This is a genomic window from Rhodoferax sp. LS1P39, from assembly GCF_056521425.1.
Genome location: NZ_JBWMAV010000002.1, coordinates 645,848 through 667,681, shown reverse-complemented (window position 1 = coordinate 667,681; position 21,834 = coordinate 645,848). Strand labels below are relative to the sequence as shown.

Below are 21,834 nucleotides of genomic sequence, written 5' to 3'. Positions count from 1 at the left end.
GATGGGGCCGTGGGTTAACGGATCTGGGTAATCTTGTGGGTCTGCAGGCTCAGGCGCCATGCGGGGTGCTGCATGCAGGTGTCTATGCACAGGGCGATGTTGGCGGCTTGCTCGGGGCCGTCCATGGGCTGCAAGAAGCGGTGGGTGAACTGCCCGGTGTTCGCGAGGGTGGCTAGGTCCAGGCCGGGCTGGGGCCACACCACCTTGAGCTCCTGCCCTCGCTGCTGTATCCAGGGTGCACCGGCTTTGGGGCTGATGCACAGCCAGTCTATGCCGTCGGGCGCGCGCACGGTGCCATTGCTTTCCACTGCGATGCGAAAGCCGCGCGCATGCAGGGCGGCGACCAGGGCGCTATCTACTTGTAGCAGGGGTTCTCCGCCGGTGAGCACGGTGAGGCGGTTGGTGGTGTCGCCTGCAGGCCATTGGGCGGTGATCTGGTCGGCCAGCGCCTCTGCATCGGTAAATTTACCGCCCAAGGTGCCGTCGGTACCCACAAAGTCGGTGTCACAAAAACGGCAGACGGCGGTGGCGCGGTCGCTTTCGCGGCCGGTCCAGAGGTTGCAACCGGCGAAGCGGCAGAACACGGCGGGGCTGCCGGCCTGGCCGCCTTCGCCTTGCAGGGTGTAGAAAATTTCTTTGACGCTATAGGTCATGGGGAAACGCCGTTGTAAGCGGTGTGGAGCTGGCTAAGCCCTTGATTTTACGGGGCAGGAGGCGACACCAGCATTCCCTTGGTTTCGATGAAGGCCACCACCTCGGCCAAGCCACCGAGCGTTTTCAGGTTGGTCATGACAAACGGTTTGACCCCGCGCATGCGCCGGGTGTCGGATTCCATCACGTCCAGGTTCGCGCCCACGTGCGGGGCCAGGTCGGTTTTGTTGATGACGAACAGGTCGCTCTTGGTGATGCCGGGGCCGCCTTTGCGGGGAATTTTTTCGCCTGCGGCCACGTCGATCACGTAGATGGTGAGGTCGCTGAGCTCGGGGCTGAAGGTGGCGGCCAGGTTGTCGCCGCCGCTCTCGATGAACACGATGTCGGCGTTGGGGTGCTCAACCAGCATGCGGTCAATGGCCTCCAGGTTGATGGAGCAGTCTTCGCGGATGGCGGTGTGCGGGCAGCCGCCCGTTTCTACGCCCATGATGCGCTCGGCGGGCAGGGCGCCGCTGACGGTCAGGATGCGCTGGTCTTCCTTGGTGTAGATGTCGTTGGTGATGGCCACCAAATCGTATTTTTCGCGCATGGCTTTGCACAGCATTTCCAGCAGTGTGGTTTTGCCGGAACCCACCGGGCCGCCAATGCCGACGCGCAGGGGCGGGAGTTTTTTGGTGCGGTGGGCGATGTGGTGCAGAGTGGACATGGTGTTTTGCTATTAAATAAAGAGCTGCTTGTGCTTGTGGAATAAGCGCTATGACCTGAAAAGCCTTGAATATTGCACTTCGTGCTGGCTGCTCAGAATAGCCAGCATGGGCGAGAACGCCTGGCGCTGGCTATCGGGGAGTTGGATGGCGCGGTCTACGGCGGCGGGAATGTCAGCGGCCAGGCGCGCCAGGATGCGTTGCCCGGCGCTTTGGCCCAGCGGCACCGATTTGATCGCCGACTGGGTCATGTTCTCGGCCCAGCCAAAGGCGTAGGCCAGCATGCAGTCGCGCAGCAGGGCCTGGGTGGCGGAGGCGGCCAGGGCGTAGGCGATGGGGTAGGTGGGCTGCATCTGGGCGCAGGCCGCTATCTGCTGGGCTGACGCGGTATGGTGGTTGCGCAGCCATTCCAGCAGCGAGCGGCCCATCTGCTCGGCCTGGGCGCGCAGCTCGCTGGTTTCGCGGGTCTGCAGCACCCAGGCGTTCAGCTCGGCCACATAGGTGATATCGCCGCGCCGCCAGGCCGGGATGGCTTTGGCTATTGCCGCCAGGTCGCCCCGGGTCAGCGCCAGGTGCAGTTGGTCGATCAGCCAGTCGGATGCTGCACTTTCTGTAGCTACTCCCGCCCTGTCTACGGCCGCTTCCAGCCCCTCGGAGTAAGAAAATCCGCCTACCGGCAGGGCGGGCGACGCCAGCCAGATCAGTTGCAGCAGGCTGGGTGTGGCCGATTCCTGTGGCGCTACAGTTCTAGCGGGCCTTCTCCGGAATGGCGCAACTTGAGGACGAACGCGCAACATCAGTGGGAATGGCCGTGCCCATGGTCATGCCCGCAGCCAGGGCCATGGACGTGGGGGGCAGCTTTGATCGGAATGGCAACGGGCTTGGGTGCTGCATGGCTGTGGTCGCCATGGCTGTGTCCGCCCGCCGCATAGGCACCGCCTTCGGGCTCAAACGCCACCGTGGCTTCCACCACCGTCAAATGCATGGCGCGCAGCATCTCGGCCAGCACGTGGTCGGGTTCGATCTTCAGGTGGTCGGGCTGCAGCTCAATCGGCACATGGCGGTTGCCCAGGTGGTAGGCGGCGCGGGTCAGGTCGAAAGGTGTGCCATGCCCGTGGATGGTAATAACCAGCACCGGCTGGGGGGCTGCCAGTACCTGGACCAGCGAGCCGTCTTCCACCACCAGCACATCGCCACCGCGCACCAGGGTGCCGCGGGGCAGGAAAACGCCGAGCTGGCGGCCCAGGGAATCGGTGGCATCGAAGCGGCTTTTTTGCCGCACGTCCCAGTCCAGTTCGACGGTGCTGCCACGTTTGAGCAGGGCAGGGGCCAGGCCTTTGCCTTGGGGGATGAGTTTGGAGGTTTGGAGCATGGCGGGCTGTAGATAATCAGTTGAATGCAGTCATTGGAGGATGCGTGTATGCCAGTTCTGAAATTAATCGAAATCGGTGACTCAGTGGGGGTCATTTTGCCCCCCGAGTTGTTGGACCGACTTAAATGCGCAGAGGGCGATGCGTTGCTGTGGACGGTAACCGCTAACGGGGTTTTACTCACGCGAGACGATCAGGTGCCGGATGTGCAACTTCCGTTAGGACGTGAGTTTATGGACGATTACCGCGACACTTTCCGTGGGTTGGATTCGTAAACATTCCCTGATTTACCTACCTAAAACAAAAAATACCGCTGCGCCATCGGCAAGCTTACAGCCGCTTCGCACGTCAGCAGCACCCCATCCGCCCGCACGCTGTAGGTTTGCGCGTCAATTTCCATCTTCGGCAGATAGCTGTTGTGCACCATGTGCTGCTTGCGCACGGCGCGGATGTCTTTCACGGCGCTCAAAGTCTTGGCCAGGCCGAAGCGCTCCTTGATGCCACCGGTTAGCCCGGCTTGCGACACAAAGGTGAGCGAGCCGCGCGCCAATGCCGTGCCGTAGGCGCCAAACATCGGGCGGTAGTGCACGGGCTGGGGCGTGGGGATGCTGGCGTTGGGGTCGCCCATGGCGGCCATGGCGATGAAGCCGCCTTTGAGGATCAGCGCGGGTTTCACGCCGAAGAAGGCCGGTTTCCACACCACCAGGTCGGCCCATTTGCCCACCTCGATGCTGCCCACTTCGTGGCTGATGCCGTGGGCCAGCGCCGGGTTGATGGTGTACTTGGCCACGTAGCGTTTGGCGCGGAAGTTGTCGTTGCGGCTGCTGTCCTCGGGCAGGCTGCCGCGCTGGGTCTTCATCTTGTGCGCCGTCTGCCAGGTGCGCAGAATCACCTCGCCCACGCGGCCCATGGCCTGGCTGTCGCTGCTCATCATGCTGATCGCGCCCAGGTCGTGCAGCACGTCTTCGGCGGCAATGGTTTCCTTGCGGATGCGGCTTTCGGCGAAGGCCAGGTCTTCAGGGATGCTGGCATCCAGGTGGTGGCAGACCATCAGCATGTCCACGTGCTCGTCCAGCGTGTTCACGGTGTAGGGCATGGTGGGGTTGGTGCTGCTGGGCAAGAAGTTGGCCTCGCCCACCACCCGCAAGATGTCCGGGGCGTGCCCGCCGCCCGCGCCTTCGGTGTGGAAGGCGCACAGGCCGCGCCCCTTGGTGGCAGCAATGGTGTTCTCGACGAAGCCGCTTTCATTGAGCGTGTCGGAATGGATGGCCACTTGCACGTCTTCCAGCTCGGCCACGTCCAGGCAGTTGCTGATGGCGGCGGGGGTGGTGCCCCAGTCTTCGTGCAGCTTCATGCCGATCACGCCCGCGTCGATCTGCTCGTGCAGCGCGGCGGGCAGGCTGGCGTTGCCCTTGCCCAGAAAGCCCAGGTTCATGGGGAAGGCATCTGCCGCCTGCAGCATGCGCTCGATATTCCACGGGCCGGGCGTGCAGGTGGTGGCAAAGGTGCCGGTAGCCGGGCCAGTGCCGCCGCCCAGCATGGTGGTCACACCGCTGGCCAGGGCCTCTTCGATCTGCTGCGGGCAGATGAAGTGGATGTGGCTGTCGATGCCGCCTGCGGTGACGATGTTGCCTTCACAGCTGATGATCTCGGTGCCGGGGCCGATGATGATGTCCACGCCCGGCTGCACGTCGGGGTTGCCCGCCTTGCCTATCGCCACGATGCGTCCGTCCTTGAGGCCAATGTCGGCTTTGACGATGCCCCAGTGGTCCAGGATCAGCGCGTTGGTCATTACGCAGTCCACGGCCCCTTCAGAACGCATTTTTTGCGACTGCGCCATGCCGTCGCGGATGGTCTTGCCGCCGCCAAACTTGACTTCTTCACCGTAGGCACCTGCGGCCAGGGTGTAGTCTTTTTCGACTTCGATCAGCAGGTCGGTGTCGGCCAGGCGGACCCGGTCACCCACGGTGGGGCCAAAAATCTCGGCGTAAGCGCGTTTGCCAATGGTTGCCATGGTCAGAGTTTCCCTTGCACAAGTGCGCGAAATCCATACACCGTGCGGTCGCCCGCGTAATCCACCAGTTCCACCGTGCGCTGCTGGCCGGGCTCGAAGCGCACCGCGCTGCCCGACGCAATGTTCAGCCGCATGCCCTGCGCCGCAGCCCGGTCAAAGCCCAGCGCGCCATTGGTTTCGGCAAAGTGGTAGTGGCTGCCAACCTGGATGGGCCGGTCTGCGGTGTTATTGACCACCAAGGTGACGCTGCGTCGCCCGGTGTTCAGCGGGTGCTCACCCTCGTCTACCAGCAGTTCGCCGGGGGTCATTTGCCGCCCCGGTCGCGCCACAGTGCCCAGGCCGACACCCCCGCCAATGCCGCCAGCACGCAATAGCCCACGGCATCCGAGGTATGCCAGTGGCTGCTGCCCAAGCCGGGGACTTCGTGGCCAAATACGGTGCCCGTGCTTATCAGAAAAGCGCAAGCAGCTATCAATTTAGTAGTTTTCATACAAGGCTCACAAAATGGGTTGGTGCACGGTGACCAGCTTGGTGCCGTCCGGAAAGGTGGCTTCTACCTGGATGTCGGGAATCATCTCGGCGATGCCGTCCATCACGTCGGCGCGGGTCAGGATGTTGCGGCCTGCGCTCATCAGCTGGGCCACGCTCTGGCCGTCGCGCGCGCCTTCCATCACTGCGGCGCTGATGAAGGCAATCGCCTCGGGGTAGTTCAGCTTCAGGCCCCGGGCTTTGCGCCGCTCGGCCAGCAGGGCGGCGGTAAAAATCAACAGCTTGTCTTTTTCGCGAGGAGTCAGTTCCATCTCGTTGCACTCGATATTTAGTTAGTTAGCTCGCGCGGCCGCAGAAGCTGGCCGAACGCGCGGCGTGAGTTCCATGGAGGCTCGCTAAATGTGATGTTTGTCACGCATTATTAAGCAAGCGGTATGCCGTAGGCCTACGCCAAATGGCGCACAAGCTTGGTGCATGGCTGGGCACAAAAGCTGCGAAGATCGTGCAGTGACCGACTCCGACCTGACCCCTTTGAATGACGCCCCCCAGCAGGTGGTGAAGATCCGGCGCGACTACAACAGCTGGGTGGCCAGCGAGACCCTGGAAGACTACGCCCTGCGCTTTGCCCCGCAGCGTTTTCGCAAGTGGTCCGAGTGGCGGGTGGCCAACACGGCGTTTGGCGCGGCATCGTTTTTGATTCTGGAGGCGGTGGGGGCCACCTTGCTGGTGCAGCACGGTTTTGTGAACGCCTTCTGGGCGATTGTGGCCACCGGGCTGATCATCTTTCTGGCCGGGCTGCCCATCAGCATTTACGCCGCACGCTGCGGGGTGGACATGGATTTGCTCACCCGCGGCGCGGGCTTTGGTTACATCGGCTCCACGCTCACCTCGCTGATCTACGCGTCCTTCACCTTCATCTTTTTCGCGCTGGAGGCCGCGGTGATGGCCTACGCGCTGGACCTGTCGCTGGGCATACCGCCGCGCTGGGGCTATTTGATTTGCGCGCTGGTGGTGATTCCGCTGGTCACGCACGGTGTGTCCATGATCAGCCGCCTGCAGGTCTGGACCCAGCCGCTGTGGCTGATCATGCTGGTCGTGCCGTTTGTCTACGTGTGGATGCGCGAGCCCAGCGCGTTTGCCGGGGTGCTGCACTATGGTGGTGTGGCCGGGCATGCCGATACTTTTAATCTGCTGTCCTTCGGCGCGGCGCTCACCGTGGGCATTGCGCTCATCACCCAGATGGGCGAGCAGGCCGACTACCTTCGTTTCATGCCCGCCTACACCCCGGCCACCCGCCGCCGCTGGTGGCTGGGCGTGCTGGTGGGCGGGCCGGGCTGGGTGCTGCTGGGGGTGCTGAAGATGCTGGGCGGCGCGCTGCTGGCCTACCTGGCCATTACCCACATGGTGCCGCCCGAGCGCGCGGTCGATCCCAACCAGATGTACCTGGCGGCTTATGAATATGTGTTCCCGCAGTACGGCTGGGCGGTGGCGGCCACGGCCCTGTTTGTGGTGCTTTCGCAGCTCAAGATCAACGTCACCAACGCCTACGCCGGGTCGCTGGCCTGGTCCAACTTTTTCTCGCGCATCACGCACAGCCATCCCGGCCGCGTGGTGTGGGTGGTGTTCAACACCCTGATCGCCTTCATGCTGATGGAGATGAACGTGTTCGAGGCGCTGGGCGACGTGTTGGGGCTGTACTCCAACATCGCCATCGCCTGGATCATGGCGGTGGTGGCCGACCTGGTCATCAACAAGCCGCTGGGCCTGTCGCCGCCGGGCATCGAGTTCAAGCGCGCCTATCTGTATGACATCAACCCGGTGGGCGTGGGCGCGATGGGCCTGGCCTCTACTTTGTCAGTACTGGCCTACCTGGGCGCGTTCGGGCCGATGGCGCAGGCGTTTTCGGCGGTGATCGCCCTGGGCACGGCCATGCTGGTGTCGCCCTTGCTGGCCTGGTGGACCCAGGGCCGTTACTACATCGCCCGTGGGCCCCAGTCGGACTGGAAAGGCATCACCCAGCCTTTGGCCGACGACAGTTACCAGCGCCTGCGCGTGCAGCGCTGCGTGATTTGCGAGCGCGAGTACGAAGCGCCCGACATGGCGCAGTGCCCCGCCTACCAGGGCGCGATCTGCTCGCTGTGCTGCACCCTGGATGCGCGCTGTGGCGATTTGTGCAAACCCCAGGCCAGCCTGAAAGTGCAGTGGACGGCGGCCATGCGCTGGCTGCTGCCCCAGCGCGCCTGGCCCTACCTGGACACGGGGCTGGCGCACTTCATCTTGCTGATGCTGGTGGTGGTGCCCATACTGGCCACCTTGTTTGGTTTGCTATATTTTCAAGAGCTAAAAGCCCTTGTGCAATCGGCGGTAGAGGCCGATTTTGATCCAAGCCTGGCGCTGCGTTCCGGCTTTGTCAAAGCCTACATGGCCCTGGTCGTCATGGCCTGCATCGTGGCCTGGTGGTTTGTGCTGGCGCACAAAAGCCGCCAGGTGGCGCAAGAAGAATCGAATCGCCAGACCCATTTGCTGCAGCGCGAAATCGCCTCGCACGCGCAAACCGACCAGGCCCTGCAAGCCGCCAAGCGGGTAGCCGAGCATGCCCGTGCCCAGGCAGACCAGGCCAACCAGGCCAAAAGCCGCTACATCAGCGCCATCAGCCACGAGCTGCGCACCCCGCTCAACAGCATCCTGGGCTATGCGCAGCTCATGGGCGAAGATGCCAGCGTGCCCCCGCACCGGCAGCAGGCCATCGGCGTGATCAAGCGTGGCGGCGAGCATTTGCTGTCGCTGATCGAAGGCACGCTGGACATTGCCCGCATCGAGTCCGGCAAGCTCACCCTGGCCACCCGGCCCATGCCGTTTGCCGACCTGCTGCACGAGATGGCCGAGATGTTCGAGCCCCAGGCCCGCGCGAAGGGCCTGCAGTTCCACTTCGACCCGCAGGGCGTGCTGCCCGAGCAGGTGCGTGCGGACGAAAAGCGCCTGCGCCAGATCCTCATCAACCTGCTGGGCAACGCCATCAAGTTCACCGCTACGGGCAGGGTGCGCCTGCGTGCCCGCTACGCGCTGGAGATGGCCTTTATCGAGATCGAAGACACCGGCCCCGGCATGCACGCCGACGAGCTGGCGCAGGTGTTCGAGCCCTTTGAGCGCGGTGCATCCCCTGGCAGCGGCGGTGCCGGTTTGGGCCTGACTATCGCCAAAATGCTCACCGACCTGATGGGCGGCGAGATGACCGTGGTCAGCACGCCCGGCAGCGGCTCGGTGTTCCGCGTCAAGCTCTTCCTGCCCGAAATCCACGGTGCCGACCTTCAAGGCGTGCAGCGCAGTACCCCGCGCCTGCGCCGCGCCTACCTGGGGCCGCGCCGCAAGCTGCTGGTGGTAGACAACGAAGAGCCCGACCGCGAGCTGCTGGTGCAACTGCTGCAACCCCTGGGCTTTGAGGTGCGCACCGCCGCCAGCGGCCACGACGCGCTGGACCTGCTGGCTGCCGGTTACCAGCCGGATGCGGTGCTGATGGACCTGGCCATGCCCGGCATCGACGGCTGGGAAACCATCCGCCGCATCAAGTCGGATGGGCTGAGTACGGCACACGTAGCCATCGTCTCCGCCAACGCGTTCGACAAAGGCCTGGACAACGATGTCGGCATCCGCACCGACGACTTCATCACCAAGCCGGTGCGCCACAGCGAGCTGCTCGACTGGCTGGAGCGCCGCCTGCAGCTCCAGTGGCTGGAAGCACCCGCCGTGGCCGAGGTGCCACCGCCCGCGCCGGTGCTGCGCGTCTGGCCCGATGCAGCCCGGCTACAGGCGCTGCGCCAGGTGGCCGAGCTGGGGTTTTACCGGGGTATCCTCAACCAGTTGGCCGCGCTGGAACAGGCGCAGCCCGCATGCCGGGGCCTGGCGCAGGAAGTGCGCACCCTGGCCCAACAATTCCAATTTGAAGCCATCGGTCGCCTGCTGGCCCAGGCACCCGCCAGCCCAGATACCACCCATGCTCCCTGAACCCCAAGCCATCCTCGACCGCAGCAACTCCGACGTGGTGCTTATCGTCGACGACGTGCCCGACAACCTGGCCGTGCTGCACGACGCGCTGGACGAATCCGGCTACACCGTCCTCGTCGCCACCCGCGGTGAGACGGCATTGCAGCGCGCCGCCCAGGCCCTGCCCGACATCGTGCTGCTCGACGCGATGATGCCCGGCATGGACGGCTTCGAGGTGGCCCGGCGCTTGAAGGCCAACCCGGCCACCGCCCACATCCCCATCATCTTCATGACCGGCCTCACAGAGACCGAGCACCTGGTGGCCGCGTTGGAGGCGGGCGGGGTGGACTATGTGACCAAGCCCATCAAGCCCAAAGAGGTGATGGCCCGCATGAACGTGCACCTGCAAAGCGCCCGCCGCGCCCGCCAGCAGGTCCACCAGGCCGGCCAGGCCCGCAACGCGCTGGACGCTTTCGGCTACGCCAGCATCACCGTGCGCGCCAGCGACGGCAAGCTGATGTGGCAAACCCCGCTGGCCCGCGACCTGCTGCGCGACTACTTCGGCACCAGCGCGCCCTTGCCCCAGTTCGCGCCGCCGCTCGTGGTGGAGTGGCTGCAGCAGCATTTACCCGCCGCCCGGAAACAGATCGAGCCCCCGCGCCTGAGCATAGAGCAGGGCGCACGCCGCCTGAGCTTTCGCCTGCACCAGCAAACCGGCGATGGGGAAGGGGAGGGAGAAGGAGAGGGCGATTGGCTGATCGTCATGCGCGAGGTGTCCGACGCGGCAGTGATCGAGGCCATGAGCCTGAGCTTCAAGCTCACCACCCGCGAAGCCGAGGTGCTGTACTGGGTGGTCAAGGGCAAGACCAACCGCGACATCGGCGAAATCCTGGGCAGCAGCCCCGCCACCGTGAAGAAGCACCTGGAGCGCGTCTACGTGAAGATGGGTGTAGAAACCCGCACCGCCGCCGCCGGGGCCGCCATGACCAAGATCCGGCAACTGCATCCGCAATTTGAAGGCTGACCCACCCCATGAACATCGACTTCGCCACCCTTTCTGAGTACCAACGCTACAAGATGATGGCCAGCCTCATCGTGCCCCGGCCGATTGCGCTGGTCACCACGCTGAGCGAGGGCGGGGTGGTCAACGCCGCGCCGTTCAGCATGTTTGCCATGGTGGGCGAGGAGCCGCCTATCGTGATGATCAGCCTCAACCGGCTCAAAGATGGCCAGCTCAAGGACACGGCCGCCAACATCCTGCGCAGCAAGGAGTTTGTGGTCCACATGTGCGACGAAGACCTGGCCGAGCAGATGCACCGCTGCGGTGAACGCCTGCCGCCCGACCAGAGCGAGCTGGAGGCCGTGGGCCTGACGACAGCGCCGTCCTGCGCCATCGCCCCGCCGCGCATTGCCGAGGCCCCGGTGGCGTTTGAATGCACGCTGTGGGAGCTGATGGAAACCGACAGCCGCCAGATTTTCATCGGCAAAGTGCTGTGGATGCACGCCCGCGACGAACTCATTGACACCGAAACCTGGCGCGTGCGCCTGCAAAACTACCACCCGGTAGGCCGTTTCGGTGCCAGCTTCTACGTCAAGACCCGCGAGCGCTATGCACTGCAAGCCCAGGCCGGGAGCCGCTCCACGCCGATCGATGAAATGTGAGCGTTTTAGGCCTCCAGCGCTTATTGAATAAGCGTGAGAAGCTACTATTTAGATAGCAATCAGGCTTCCACCAGGCTGCTGTACGCCCGGCGTGTTTCGGGCGATACCGCGGCTACCAGCTGGGCGTAGGTCGTCTGGTGGCGGGCCATCATGCGGGCCGAGGCCACGGTTTTGGATTTGCAGAACCAGTGGCAGGTGTGCTGCATCAAAAACAGCTCGGCCGACATGGTGAAGGCCTTGTCCTTGGCCGAGGTGCCGACAGCCGTGTCGGCGGCGCGGGCGATGCCCTGGGCGTGGATGGCAAAGGCCTTGCGCAGGTCGAAGGTGGCGGCGGGGAACAGCGTGTCGGCATAGGGCAGGGCGATGGCGATCTTGCTCACGCGGGTCTGCTCGGCACCGGCCTTGGCAAATTCGCTGGCAAAGCGCTTGAACTGCTCGGCCAGCTGGGCTTCGCTGGTGTTCAGCAGGGCCCAGATCTGCTCTTGCCGGGCCGCGTCTTTTTCGCCCAGCGCCCGCAGGTAGCCCTGGGTGACGGTCTCCATCAGTTTTTCGATCTGGTACTGGCTGAGGTGGCTGCCCAGGGTGGCAATGCGCTGGCGCTGCTCGCGCGAGGTCAGCGCGTAGCTGCCGATGGCGATCAGGATCGCCAGGATGAGAAAGTCCATGGAAGGTTAATTCAGGCCTGCATAAATGTTTTGCACGTCATCGTTCGCATCGATGGCGGCCAGGAAGGCTTCGACTTCTTCCAACTGCTCGGCGCTCAGGCTGGTGGCGGCGATGGGGTTCTTGGCCTTGTAGCCCAGCTTGGCCGACAGCACGGTAAAGCCGTGGGTGGGCAGGGCGCGGCTGACCAGGTCCAGGTCGGCGGGGTCGGTCAGGAAGGTGGTGCTGCCGTCTTCCTCGCCGGGCTCAAAATCTTGCGCACCGGCTTCGATGGCGGCCAGCTCGGCATCTGCGCCCTTGGCCGCGGGTTCGGCTTCGATCATGCCGACGTGGTCAAAGTCCCAGGCCACCGAGCCCGACGTGCCCAGCTGCCCCTTGCGGAACAGCACGCGCATCTCGGGCGCGGTGCGATTCACGTTGTCGGTCAGGCACTCAACCATCAGCGGCACGCGGTGCGGGGCGTAGCCCTCGTAGATCACGTGGTCGAAATGCACCGCCTCGCCAGTCAGGCCCGCGCCCTTTTTGATGGCGCGGTCCAGCGTGTCCTTGGGCATGGAAACCTTGCGGGCCTGCTCTACCAGCAACCGCAGCCGTGCATTGGCCGCCGGGTCGGCCCCGCTGCGCGCGGCGATCATAATGTCTTTGGACAATTTGCCAAATACGCGGCCCCTGGCGTTGGCTGCCAACTCTTTACCTTTTGCTTTCCACTGCGCGCCCATAGGGATCCTTCGGATGTTGCTCACCCCCAGGCTGCAGCGCAAGCGCTTTTCGCCAACCCCCTTGCAGGGGGCGATACCAGTGGCCTGGCAAAGCCAGTTCCACGGTATCCCTGGAAGGGCGTGCGTTCCGCCTGACCCTGGGGGGTGTTAATTAACGGGGCTTGGTTATAACACCTTGCAGCAGCGGGAAAGAGGCAGCAGCTAGGCTTTTGCGCGCAGCCATCGGTTTGGCAGAATGGCCAGCCCCGTAGCAATCCGTTCATCCCCCTTCCGGAGACCCCCTTGGCCCTAGAAATCGAACGCAAGTTTCTCGTCACCGGCGATGCCTGGCGCAGCGGCCCCGGCACCCTGCTCAGCCAGGGCTACCTGAACCGCGACAAGCAGCGCACCGTGCGGGTGCGCATTGCGGGCGAGCAGGCTTTTTTGACCATCAAGGGCGCGAACCAGGGCGCGACGCGGGCCGAGTTTGAATACCCGATTCCGCTGGCCGACGCAGCGCAGTTGCTGGCTTTGTGCGATGGGCCCACCGTCGAGAAAATCCGCCGCGTCGTCCTGCACGAGGGATTCGCCTGGGAGGTGGACGAGTTTTTAGGCCAGAACGCCGGGCTGGTGGTGGCCGAGATCGAACTGGCATCCGAAGACCAGGTGTTTGCCCGGCCCGCCTGGGTGGGCCTGGAGGTGACGGACGATGCGCGTTACTACAACTCCCGCCTGGCAACGCACCCGTACTGCGATTGGCAAGTCGCCTGAGTCAGGCGTTGACCATTTCACCGCGCACGGGCACACCCCGGTCCAGCCGAGCCGAGTACAGCGTCAAGGCCAGTGCAGCCAGCGTCACCCCGGCGGCCAGCAGCGGCAAAGTGCGCAGCGACCAGCCCGCGGCAATCGCACTGCCGCCCAGCCAGGCACCCAGGGCATTGCCCAGGTTGAAGGCACCGATGTTCAGCGTGGAGGCCAGGCTGGGTGCATCCCCGGCCTGCGACACCACCCGCACCTGTAAGGGCGCACCGGTGGCGAACGACACCACGCCCCACAGCACCAGGGTGGCCACGGCGGGCCAGACCCATTGGCTGGTGACGGAGAACGCGGCCAGCACCACGGCGATGGTCGCAAAGATGCACATCAACGAGGGCATCAACCGCCAGTCGGCCAGCCGCCCGCCCAGCAGGTTGCCGATGGTCAGGCCCACGCCGCACAGCAGCAGCACGTAGCTGACGTTTTGCGGCGCAATGCCGGTCACGTCGCGCAGGATGGGCGTGATGTAGGTAAACATGGTGAACATGCTGGCCGATGCCAACATGCTCATGCCCAGCGCCAGCCACACCTGCTTGTGGCGCAGCACGCGGAACTCGCCCAAGGCGCTGCCGCTCAGCGTCTGGCGCAGCGCAGGCACCCAGCGCAGCACGGCGGCCATGGCCAGCACGCCGATCACCGACACGGCCCAGAAGGTGCTGCGCCAGCCGGTTTGCTGCCCCAGCAGCGTGCCCAGCGGCACGCCCAGCACATTGGCCAGCGTCAGGCCCGCAAACATCATCGACATGGCCTGGGCACGCTTTTCCGGTGCGACCACCTGGGTGGCCACCACCGCGCCAATGCCGAAGAAGGCCGCGTGGCAGAACGAGGTGAGCACCCGCGCCACCATCAGCCAGCCGTAGCTGGGGGCCAGGGCGCAGCCGATGTTGCCCACCACAAACAAGGCCATCAGCCAGGCCAGCGTGGTTTTGCGCGGCAGCTTGGCCGTGGCCACCGCCAGAAACGGGCCGCCTACTGCCACGCCCAGGGCGTAGGCCGACACCAGCATGCCTGCCGCGGGGATGGTGACGCCCAGGTCGGTGGCGACTTCGGGCAGCAGGCCCATGATGACGAATTCGGTGGTGCCAATGCCAAAAGCGGCAACGGCCAAGGCCAGCAGGGGGAGGTTCATGGGGGGAGGATTGAAGGGAAAACCCCTGCATTTTAGGGGGATTGGCTATTTCGTGCAGGCGCCGAATTTTGTAAGCTTTTTTGGCCTCTAGCGCCCTATCCATAAGCGCAAGCAGCTATTTATTTTGTAGTAAGCAGTGCCTGCGGCTGTTAGGATGCAGGCCATGAACCCAAGCCCTCCCCAAGACCCCGCCGCGCCGCTGATCTTTGTCATCAACGCCGCCTCGGGCCACAGCGATGCCGATGCCAAGCGCTCGGTGATCGAGCAGGCCTTGCAAGCTGCCGGGCGCACCGGCGCGCTGCGCTTTGCCCCCGGCGCCGATTTGCCCCGCGTGGCGCGCGAGGCCGCGGCCACCGCCCTGGCCACCCGCTCGGCGGTGGTGGCAGTGGGCGGCGATGGCACCATCAACGCCGTGGCCCAGGCGGCGCACGCCGCGGGCTGCGCCATGGGCGTGGTGCCGCTGGGCACCTTCAACTACTTTGCCCGCACCCACGGCATCTCTACCGAGCCCGCGCAGGCCGCGCAGATGCTGATGCAGGCCGTGCCCACGCCGGTGCAGGTGGGCACGGTGAACGGCCACGTGTTTCTGGTCAATGCCAGCCTGGGCCTGTACCCGGTGCTGCTGGAAGACCGCGAAACCTACAAAGCCCGCTTTGGCCGCAGCCGCTGGGTGGCCCTGGGTGCGGCCTGCATGACCCTGTTGCGCTTCAACCGCCAGTTGCACCTGCAGATCGACCAGGGTGGCGTGCTGCGCAATGTGCGCACGCCCACGCTGTTTGTGGGCAACAACCGGCTGCAGCTGGAGCAGGTGGGCGTGAACCTCAGCGACCACCCGGCGCGCCCGCTGGACGACGGCCAGATTGCCGCCGTGATGCTCAAACCCATGGGCACGCTGGCCATGGTGGGCCTGATGGTGCGCGGCGCCATGGGCACGCTGGGCGAGGCCGACAGCGTGGAGAGTTTTGCTTTTTCGCGCATGGTGGTGCAGCCGCGCCGGCGCAAGATCAAGGTGGCGTTTGACGGCGAGGTGACCCGCATGCGCACGCCCCTGGAGTTTCGCGTGGCCGCGCAGCCGCTGTATTTGCTCAAACCCGCCGAGGGCAGCCGTTCATGACCGTGCTGCTGCAGATATCCGACCCGCATTTCGGCACCGAGCAGGCCCCGGTGGTCGAAGCCTTGGCCGAATTGGCCCGCCTGCAGCGGCCCGATTTGCTGGTGCTGTCGGGCGACATCACCCAGCGCGCGCGTGGGGCCCAGTTCCGCGCGGCGCGGGCGTTCATGGACCGGCTGGGCGGGCCGCTGCTGGCGATTCCCGGCAACCACGACATTCCGCTGTTCAACCTGTGGGCGCGCTGGCAGCACCCTTACGCCCAGCACCGTGCGGCTTTTGGAGACGATCTGGAGCCGGTGTTTCGCTCTGCCGACCTGCTGGTGCTGGGCGTGAACACCACCCGCGCCGCCCGGCATGAGAACGGCGAGGTGTCGCCCGCGCAGATCGACCGCGTCGCCACCCTGCTGGCCGGAGCCACGGCGGCGCAGTTGCGGGTGGTGGTGGTGCACCAGCCCATCGCGGTGGAGCGGCCTGAAGACGTGAAGAATCTGCTGATCGGCCACGCGCAAGCGCAAAAGGTCTGGGCGCAAGCCGGGGCCGACCTGGTACTGGGCGGGCATATCCACCTGCCGTTTGTGCGGCACCTGCCGGGTCTGGCGCGGCCCCTGTGGGCGGTGCAGGCGGGTACGGGGCTGTCGAGCCGGGTGCGCGAGGGTGCGCCGAACTCGGTGAACCTGCTGCGCTGGCAGGCGGCTACCGGGCGCTGTGAAGTGGAGCAGTGGGATTTCGCTGCCAAAAACGGGGCTTTTGAACGCGCAAAAGTGTCACCAATCCAGGTGGAGCGGGGGCTGCATGCTGCTTGAAGTGCAAGCCTGGGCCCCGTGGGCGGTGGAAATTTATGGGGTTACGCTGGCGTTGCTGCTGCTGACCGCCACCGGCGGCTGGTGGCTGGTGCGGCGCATCCACGTGCCGCGCGACCAAAGCAGCCTGTCGCCCGCGCTGTACCTGGGCCTGCGGCTGGCGGCGGGCTTTGCGGTGATCGTCAGCGGGGCCTGGGTGTTTGCCGAGCTGGCGGAAAAGCTGGGTACCGATGGGACCATGGGGCTGGCCGACCAGGCGCTGGCCGACAGCCTGCGCACCCAGTTGCCGCCCGGCGTGCTGCAGGCGTTTGCATGGCTCACCCGCCTGGCCGATACCCCCACCGTCACCGGGGTGTGCATTCTGGTCGCCGTGCTATTGGTATGGCGTGGTCGCCGCTGGCTGGCGCTGGCCTGGGTGCTGGCGGTGGCAGGCAATGGCGTGCTCAACAACACACTGAAGCAGGTGTTCGAGCGGGTGCGGCCGGTGCACGACGACGGCCTGGTGATGGCCCACGGCTTCAGCTTTCCCAGTGGCCACAGTTCGGGCTCGGTGGTGCTGTACGGCATGCTGGCCTATGTGCTGTGCCGCTTCGTGCCGCCGCGCGCGCATCTGCCGCTGGTGCTGGCCGCGGTGGCATTGGCGTTCTCGGTGGGGGTGAGCCGGGTGTTTTTGCGCGTGCACTTTGCCAGCGACGTGCTGGCGGGCTTTGCGTCGGGCACGGCTTGGCTGGTGGTGTGCATCACCAGCATCGAGCTGACGCGCTGGATGCGCACGCGGCCCTGAAAAATCAAGGCGCTGACAGCAGATGCCGCATCTCAGCCGAGATTTTGGCGCCCAGCTTTTTGTAGCCCTCTGATGTCGGATGGATCTCGTTGAGCCAGTCACCGTCTTGGCCCTCGGTGCCGAGCCGGGCGCGAACCAGGGTTTCGCGGGTGGAGGTGATGGCGTGGAAATGGTCGATTTGGGATGTGAGCGAGATGATGCAGGCCCCCAACTGCTCAAATAAATAATCGGTAATGGATATCCAAAAATCTACGGGAATATCGTGTTGTTTGAATGCCGGAAAAAGCCATGGCCCTTTTACTTTGAACCCCAGAAATGTGGCCTTGGCATCTCTGGGCGTGGGGTAATCATAGACATGGGCAATGATGGGTGTCTTGGCATTTTTCTCGCTGCCGTTGCGAAGATTGGCTATATCTATAAAACCTTTTTTTACTTTCTGCTTCAGGTTTTCCAGATCAATATGGTTGATGTAGTCGTGCATATGGTTGCCAGCGCCAGTGGAGGGCTTGCAAATAATCTGGTTGGCATCGTCAATCAGGTCGTTTCCACCGCCGCTGATAAAAATGGCATCCCATTTGGTGGAGAATTTTTTATCAAAGATGATTTGTTTGAGCACGGGATTTGCGCTGATGGAAGCCATATTGCGGATGGTGTCGCCGGGTTCCGCCAGATTCACCAGCAAAGTGGCTTGGTCAAATTCCAGGGGAAGCAACAGGTTGCCTGAGGGAATGGCACCTATCGAAAACCACGAATCTCCTTCGCAGAGTATTCTTTTGGCAAATTTGGGGTCGTCGGGGCCGGTAGTTCCGGTGGATTTGTACGCATCGGTATTAAATCCATTGAATTTGATTACTTTGCCAACAAAATCAAAGCCCATGATTTTCTCCTGGGGTGCAGCGGTAGCGGTCTGGCGATATTGCCAAGCTGTCATTTTGTTTTTTTACGCTTTTCCCCACATCCCTCATATAGAGGATGTTTTTAAATCTCTCCTTGGCCTCTATTCGCTTTGGCTTAAGGACCGTCCACCACGCTCTGGTTGCGCCCCCGTGCCTTGGCCTGGTACAGGGCCTGGTCGGCTTTTTGCACCAGCAGCTCGGCGGGTTCGCCCACGGCGGGCAGGTGCAGGGCCACGCCCAGGCTGGCGGTGACGGTGCCAAAGGGCGATTGCGCATGCGGCAGGGCCAGGGCGACCAGGGCCTGGCGGGCGGTTTCGGCGATGTGCATGGCATCGGCAGCATCGTGTACCGAAGCCAGCAGCACAAATTCTTCGCCGCCGTAGCGGGCCACCAGGTCGCCGCCACGGTGCAGGTGTGCGGCCAGTACGCGGGCCACGTGGCGCAGGCAGTCGTCGCCCGCCAGGTGGCCGTAGTGGTCGTTGTAGGGTTTGAAAAAGTCCACGTCCAGCATCACCAACGCCAGGGGCTGGCCGTTGCGGGCGGCCCGGCTCCATTCGCTGGCCAGCACTTCGTCGAAGCGGCGGCGGTTAGCAATGCCGGTCAGGCCGTCGGTGGCGCTGAGCGCGGCCAGCCGGGCGTTGGAGGCTTCCAGCGCCTGGGTGCGTTCGCGCACCTTGTCTTCCAGCCGGCGTTCGTGGGTTTTCAGCTCGGACAGCAAGATGGCGCAGCCAATGCCTACGGTACACAGCGTGAAGATGAATTCTTGCGCCCGCACGATTTCCAGGTGCACATCGACTGCCCCGAAAGGCTGTTGGCCGGTGGTCAACACCCAGGCGGTGGCCAGGGAGATCAGCGCCACGGCCAGCGCCGTCCAGCGCACGCCAAAGCGCACCGCCAGGTACAGCACCGGTGGCAGCAGCAGGTCGGGCGTGACCGATACGCCGCCCACCTGACCCCGCTCGGCGGTAAAGACCAGCACGGCCAGCGCCAGGCCCAGCAGCACGATGGTGCCGTCGAGCAGGGTGAAGCGGGTGGGGGCTGAGCGTACCGGCCCCGAGAAGCTGAGCAGCAGCGGCGTGTAGATCAACAGCCCCAGCGCATCGCCAAACCACCACACCCGCACCAGGGTCAGGTACGGCGTGGTGGTGCTGGTATCCAGGCGCTGCAGCACGACCGATGCCAGCAGCGCGGCCAGCAGGGCGGCGATGATGGGCCCGGCGGCGATGAACTTGCCGAAGTCCTGGAACCGCTGCAGCCCCCGCGATACCTGCATGCGGCGCATCAGCCCGTAGGCCAGCAGCACCTCGGCCAGATTCACCAGACTCAGCAAGACGGCACCCCACAGCGGAAAAGCCGAACTGGTGGCCAGCACATCCGAGCTGGTCGTCAGTGCTGCCATGGCCCAGCCACGCTGGCCCTGGTAGCGCAGCAAGGCGGCCAGCAGCACGGCATTGGGCAGCCAGACCACCGCCTCGGTCTCCGGGGTCACGGCGCAGAACAGAGTGAGCTTGACGCTGGCGAAATGCAGCAGGGGCAGCAGCAGGTAAATCCACCAGGGCGGGCGGTCGGGTCCGTGCTGCGACGGGGTGGGTGCATTTGCGGCGTTCACCCACCTATCGTATAAGAATCCAGTTACATCTCTAAACTCTTATTGCGAGTATCTTTTTGGCACCTGGTGCTTACCCTTAAAGCGCAAGCAGCTATGTTTTTTGTAGTACGGGTTCGGTGGGTTGCCAGATGCGCCGCAGCGCGGGCACCAGCGCCAGGTACACCGCGCCAAACAGCACAAAGCCCAGGGTCAGCACCTGGCTTTCGAACTGGGTGTGCAGCAGCACAAACAGGCCTACGCCCACCATGCGGCCCAGGCCCAGCGGGATTTCGCGCACCACGATGTAGTCCAGCTTGTGTTCCTGGTAGTCGGGGGCGGACTCGATGGCGGCGTAGCTCCAGGCCATTTCGCAGGTGGTGATGGTGTTCATGCCGATGGCGCTGGCGATGCCGTAGACCACCAGCATGGCGGGCTCTTGCACCAGGGCCAGCGCGACGGACGCGGCGCACAGCAGCAGCGCGCCCAGGGTGTAGGTGCGCAGCCGGTGCCGGGCCTGGGACCACAGGGCCAGCGCGATGCTGGACACCAGGCCCACCAGCGCCACCATGGCGCTGTAGGCACCAAAGGCAAACTCGTCCTGCAGGATGGCGTAGGCCATGATGGTGACCAGAAAGCTGGTGTAGGTGCCCTGCACCGTGGCCATGGCGGTACTCACCCAGAACATGCCGCGCCAGGTGCGTTGCTTGTTGCGCCAGGCACCCAGCAGGTTGGAGGCGCGGCCCAGCGGCTGGCCGCTGATGCGGGTCGACCACCAGGCGGCGGCGGCAAAGGTCAGCAACGACAGGCCGAACACGGTGTTATAGCCGGGCGGGCCTGCAATGTGCCGTATCAGCCAGCCCGCCAGCAGCGGGGCCACGATGGCGGCACCGCTGGTCATGTAGTTGGCGGCGTAGAGAAAGCGGTCGCGCTGCGCGTCCTGCGCGTTTTCCAGAAACTGCATGTGCTGGCCGATGACGAAGAAGCTCACCGCCAGCCCCAGCAGGCCGCCGATCAGCCCCACGTGCCGGGCGCAGTCCTCCTGCAGCCACAGAATCACCGCGTAGGCCAGCATGAAGATCACCAGCCCGACCCGCGAGCTGGCCATGGGCGAGGTGCGCCGCGCGTGCAGGCTGCACAGCGGAAAGCTCAGCAAGATCGCCGCCGACTGGCTCAGGCTGTAGTGGGCCTGGGTGATCAGCGAGCGGTCGATGTTCCAGATGTAGAGGTTGACGAAGATGTTGGACAAGCCTACGGCAAAGGCCTGCAGCAGCATCAGGATCAGGAAACGGCGGGCGTTGGGGAGCATGGATGGATTGTGGCGGGGGCTGCCCCCACCCCGACCCTCCCCCGGTAGGGGAGGGAGGAAGTCCAGGCAGTTACAGCCGCTTGCCGTCCTCGCCAAACAGCGAGATGCGCCGCACATCGCAGCGCACGCCCAGGGTGTGGCCGCGCTGGTGCGGGGTGTGGCTGTCGGCGATGCACGACATGGCGGTGCCGCCCAGGTCCAGCCACAGCACCACCATCGCGCCCATGGGCTCGGCCAGGGTCACGGTGGCTTTGCCCAGCGCGGGCTGGTCTTCGGGCACCAGGTCCACGTGCTCGGGGCGCACACCCAGCACGGCTTTCTGGCCCATGTGGGGTGGCGAGGCGAAGGGGTAGGCGGCCACGTCCACGGTCAGGCCCGGAGCGCGCCACACCAGTTGGCCGTTGTCGGAGGCAATCACGCCCTCGAAGAAGTTCATGGTGGGCGAGCCCAGAAAGCCCGCCACGAAGCGGTTGATGGGCCGGTCGTAAACCTCGGCGGGGGTGCCGATCTGCTGGATCTTGCCGTCCAGCATCACCGCGATGCGGCTGGCCAGCGTCATGGCCTCGGTCTGGTCGTGGGTGACGTAGATCATGGTCTTGCCGATGTCTACGTGCAGTTGCTTGAGCTCGCGGCGCAGCTCGTTGCGCAGCTTGGCATCCAGGTTGGACAGCGGTTCGTCAAACAGATACACCCCGGCATCGCGCACCAGGGCGCGGCCAATCGCCACCCGCTGGCGCTGCCCGCCTGACAGCTGCGAGGGCTTGCGCTGCAGCAGCGGCCCCAGGTGCAGCATGGTGGCCGCGCGGTCCACGCGGCGGGCGATTTCGTCCTTGGCGATGCCGGTGATGCTGGGGCCGAAGGTCATGTTGCGCTCCACCGACATGGTGGGATAGAGCGCGTAGCTCTGGAACACCATGCCGATGGAGCGGTCCTTCGGGTCGGCCCAGGTCACGTCGTTGCCACCGATTTCGATCACGCCGTCATGCACGTCGATCAGCCCGGCTATCGTGTGCAGCAGGGTGGACTTGCCGCAGCCCGAGGGGCCCAGCAGCACCAGGAATTCGCCATCGACGACCTCGAGGTTCATGTTTTGCAGGATGTCCACATTGCCCAGGCGGATGTGGAGTTGTTGGATGCTGACACTAGACATATGGATTCCTCTAATTTTTGTA

General features: G+C 64.5%; 22 protein-coding genes. 7 read left to right on the top strand and 15 right to left on the bottom strand.

What is annotated here, in order from left to right; all coding sequences use genetic code 11:
* Positions 1–14 precede the first annotated feature (14 nt).
* The 8 genes from queE to AC097O_RS06445 all read right to left on the bottom strand — a co-directional run bounded on the left by queE (position 15) and on the right by AC097O_RS06445 (position 5,539).
* Entirely contained in the window at positions 15–653 is a 639-nt protein-coding gene (gene queE, locus AC097O_RS06480; RefSeq protein ID WP_479592018.1) for a 7-carboxy-7-deazaguanine synthase, read from the bottom strand.
* Positions 654–700: 47 nt separating this feature from the next.
* The gene (ureG, locus tag AC097O_RS06475; RefSeq protein WP_479592017.1) at positions 701–1,357 is read right to left on the bottom strand and encodes an urease accessory protein UreG; all 657 of its coding nucleotides are present in this window, start codon (positions 1,355–1,357) and stop codon (positions 701–703) included.
* Positions 1,358–1,405: 48 nt separating this feature from the next.
* The gene (locus AC097O_RS06470; RefSeq protein ID WP_479592016.1) at positions 1,406–2,152 is read right to left on the bottom strand and encodes an urease accessory protein UreF; all 747 of its coding nucleotides are present in this window, start codon (positions 2,150–2,152) and stop codon (positions 1,406–1,408) included.
* A complete protein-coding gene (ureE, locus tag AC097O_RS06465) occupies positions 2,152–2,727 on the bottom strand; it encodes an urease accessory protein UreE (RefSeq protein ID WP_479592015.1) in 576 nt (191 codons plus the stop codon). The genes AC097O_RS06470 and ureE overlap by 1 nt, the downstream gene beginning before the upstream one ends.
* Before the next feature lie 293 nt (positions 2,728–3,020).
* Positions 3,021–4,739 carry an urease subunit alpha gene (ureC, locus tag AC097O_RS06460; protein ID WP_479592014.1) on the bottom strand — a complete coding sequence of 573 codons (1,719 nt, stop codon included), beginning with the start codon at positions 4,737–4,739 and terminating at the stop codon, positions 3,021–3,023.
* 2 nt (positions 4,740–4,741) lie between these two features.
* Positions 4,742–5,047, bottom strand: coding sequence for an urease subunit beta (locus tag AC097O_RS06455; protein ID WP_479592013.1), 306 nt, complete (start codon positions 5,045–5,047; stop codon positions 4,742–4,744).
* Positions 5,044–5,229, bottom strand: coding sequence for a hypothetical protein (locus AC097O_RS06450; protein WP_479592012.1), 186 nt, complete (start codon positions 5,227–5,229; stop codon positions 5,044–5,046). Before AC097O_RS06450 ends, AC097O_RS06455 begins: the two co-directional genes overlap by 4 nt.
* A 7-nt stretch (positions 5,230–5,236) precedes the next feature.
* Complete coding sequence (locus AC097O_RS06445) at positions 5,237–5,539, bottom strand: urease subunit gamma (RefSeq protein WP_295954086.1); 303 nt, start codon at positions 5,537–5,539, stop codon at positions 5,237–5,239.
* A 163-nt stretch (positions 5,540–5,702) separates the two neighbouring features.
* Here AC097O_RS06445 and AC097O_RS06440 point away from each other — a divergent pair, with 163 nt between their 5' ends.
* From AC097O_RS06440 to AC097O_RS06430, 3 genes are read left to right on the top strand one after another with little or no spacing between them, the layout of a single operon-like run.
* Positions 5,703–9,230, top strand: a complete 3,528-nt coding sequence (locus AC097O_RS06440; protein WP_479592011.1) for an ATP-binding protein — start codon at positions 5,703–5,705, stop codon at positions 9,228–9,230.
* On the top strand, positions 9,220–10,233 hold the full coding sequence (locus tag AC097O_RS06435) for a response regulator (protein WP_479592010.1): 1,014 nt from the start codon (positions 9,220–9,222) through the stop codon (positions 10,231–10,233). The genes AC097O_RS06440 and AC097O_RS06435 overlap by 11 nt, the downstream gene beginning before the upstream one ends.
* 8 nt (positions 10,234–10,241) lie before the next feature.
* Positions 10,242–10,871, top strand: coding sequence for a flavin reductase family protein (locus AC097O_RS06430; protein WP_479592009.1), 630 nt, complete (start codon positions 10,242–10,244; stop codon positions 10,869–10,871).
* 59 nt (positions 10,872–10,930) lie between these two features.
* Here the strand turns inward: AC097O_RS06430 and AC097O_RS06425 are convergent, their stop codons facing one another.
* Positions 10,931–11,536: a hypothetical protein gene (locus AC097O_RS06425; protein WP_479592008.1), complete on the bottom strand. Its 606-nt coding sequence runs from the start codon at positions 11,534–11,536 to the stop codon at positions 10,931–10,933.
* 6 nt (positions 11,537–11,542) lie between these two features.
* Positions 11,543–12,253: a YebC/PmpR family DNA-binding transcriptional regulator gene (locus AC097O_RS06420; protein WP_315187063.1), complete on the bottom strand. Its 711-nt coding sequence runs from the start codon at positions 12,251–12,253 to the stop codon at positions 11,543–11,545.
* A gap of 282 nt (positions 12,254–12,535) precedes the next feature.
* Between AC097O_RS06420 and AC097O_RS06415 the strand changes: the two genes are divergently transcribed.
* Complete coding sequence (locus AC097O_RS06415; protein WP_479592007.1) at positions 12,536–13,003, top strand: CYTH domain-containing protein; 468 nt, start codon at positions 12,536–12,538, stop codon at positions 13,001–13,003.
* Position 13,004: 1 nt separating this feature from the next.
* On the opposite strand, the gene AC097O_RS06410 is transcribed toward AC097O_RS06415, so the two are convergent.
* Positions 13,005–14,177 (bottom strand): MFS transporter, encoded by a 1,173-nt coding sequence (locus AC097O_RS06410; RefSeq protein ID WP_479592006.1) that lies wholly within the window; start codon positions 14,175–14,177, stop codon positions 13,005–13,007.
* A gap of 163 nt (positions 14,178–14,340) precedes the next feature.
* Here AC097O_RS06410 and AC097O_RS06405 point away from each other — a divergent pair, with 163 nt between their 5' ends.
* Genes AC097O_RS06405 through AC097O_RS06395 form a run of 3 tightly spaced genes read left to right on the top strand, consistent with a single transcriptional unit; the run spans position 14,341 to position 16,872 of the window.
* A complete protein-coding gene (locus AC097O_RS06405; protein ID WP_479592005.1) occupies positions 14,341–15,291 on the top strand; it encodes a diacylglycerol/lipid kinase family protein in 951 nt (316 codons plus the stop codon).
* Complete coding sequence (locus tag AC097O_RS06400; protein ID WP_479592004.1) at positions 15,288–16,091, top strand: metallophosphoesterase family protein; 804 nt, start codon at positions 15,288–15,290, stop codon at positions 16,089–16,091. Before AC097O_RS06405 ends, AC097O_RS06400 begins: the two co-directional genes overlap by 4 nt.
* On the top strand, positions 16,081–16,872 hold the full coding sequence (locus tag AC097O_RS06395; protein WP_479592003.1) for a phosphatase PAP2 family protein: 792 nt from the start codon (positions 16,081–16,083) through the stop codon (positions 16,870–16,872). Before AC097O_RS06400 ends, AC097O_RS06395 begins: the two co-directional genes overlap by 11 nt.
* Before the next feature lie 4 nt (positions 16,873–16,876).
* On the opposite strand, the gene AC097O_RS06390 is transcribed toward AC097O_RS06395, so the two are convergent.
* The 4 genes from AC097O_RS06390 to AC097O_RS06375 form a co-directional block, all read right to left on the bottom strand.
* Entirely contained in the window at positions 16,877–17,803 is a 927-nt protein-coding gene (locus AC097O_RS06390; RefSeq protein WP_479592002.1) for an SGNH/GDSL hydrolase family protein, read from the bottom strand.
* A gap of 80 nt (positions 17,804–17,883) precedes the next feature.
* Positions 17,884–19,377, bottom strand: a complete 1,494-nt coding sequence (locus tag AC097O_RS06385; RefSeq protein WP_479592001.1) for a sensor domain-containing diguanylate cyclase — start codon at positions 19,375–19,377, stop codon at positions 17,884–17,886.
* A 91-nt stretch (positions 19,378–19,468) separates the two neighbouring features.
* Entirely contained in the window at positions 19,469–20,662 is a 1,194-nt protein-coding gene (locus AC097O_RS06380; protein ID WP_479592000.1) for an MFS transporter, read from the bottom strand.
* Between the two features lie 70 nt (positions 20,663–20,732).
* Positions 20,733–21,812, bottom strand: a complete 1,080-nt coding sequence (locus AC097O_RS06375; protein ID WP_479591999.1) for an ABC transporter ATP-binding protein — start codon at positions 21,810–21,812, stop codon at positions 20,733–20,735.
* Between the last annotated feature and the right edge of the window lie 22 nt (positions 21,813–21,834).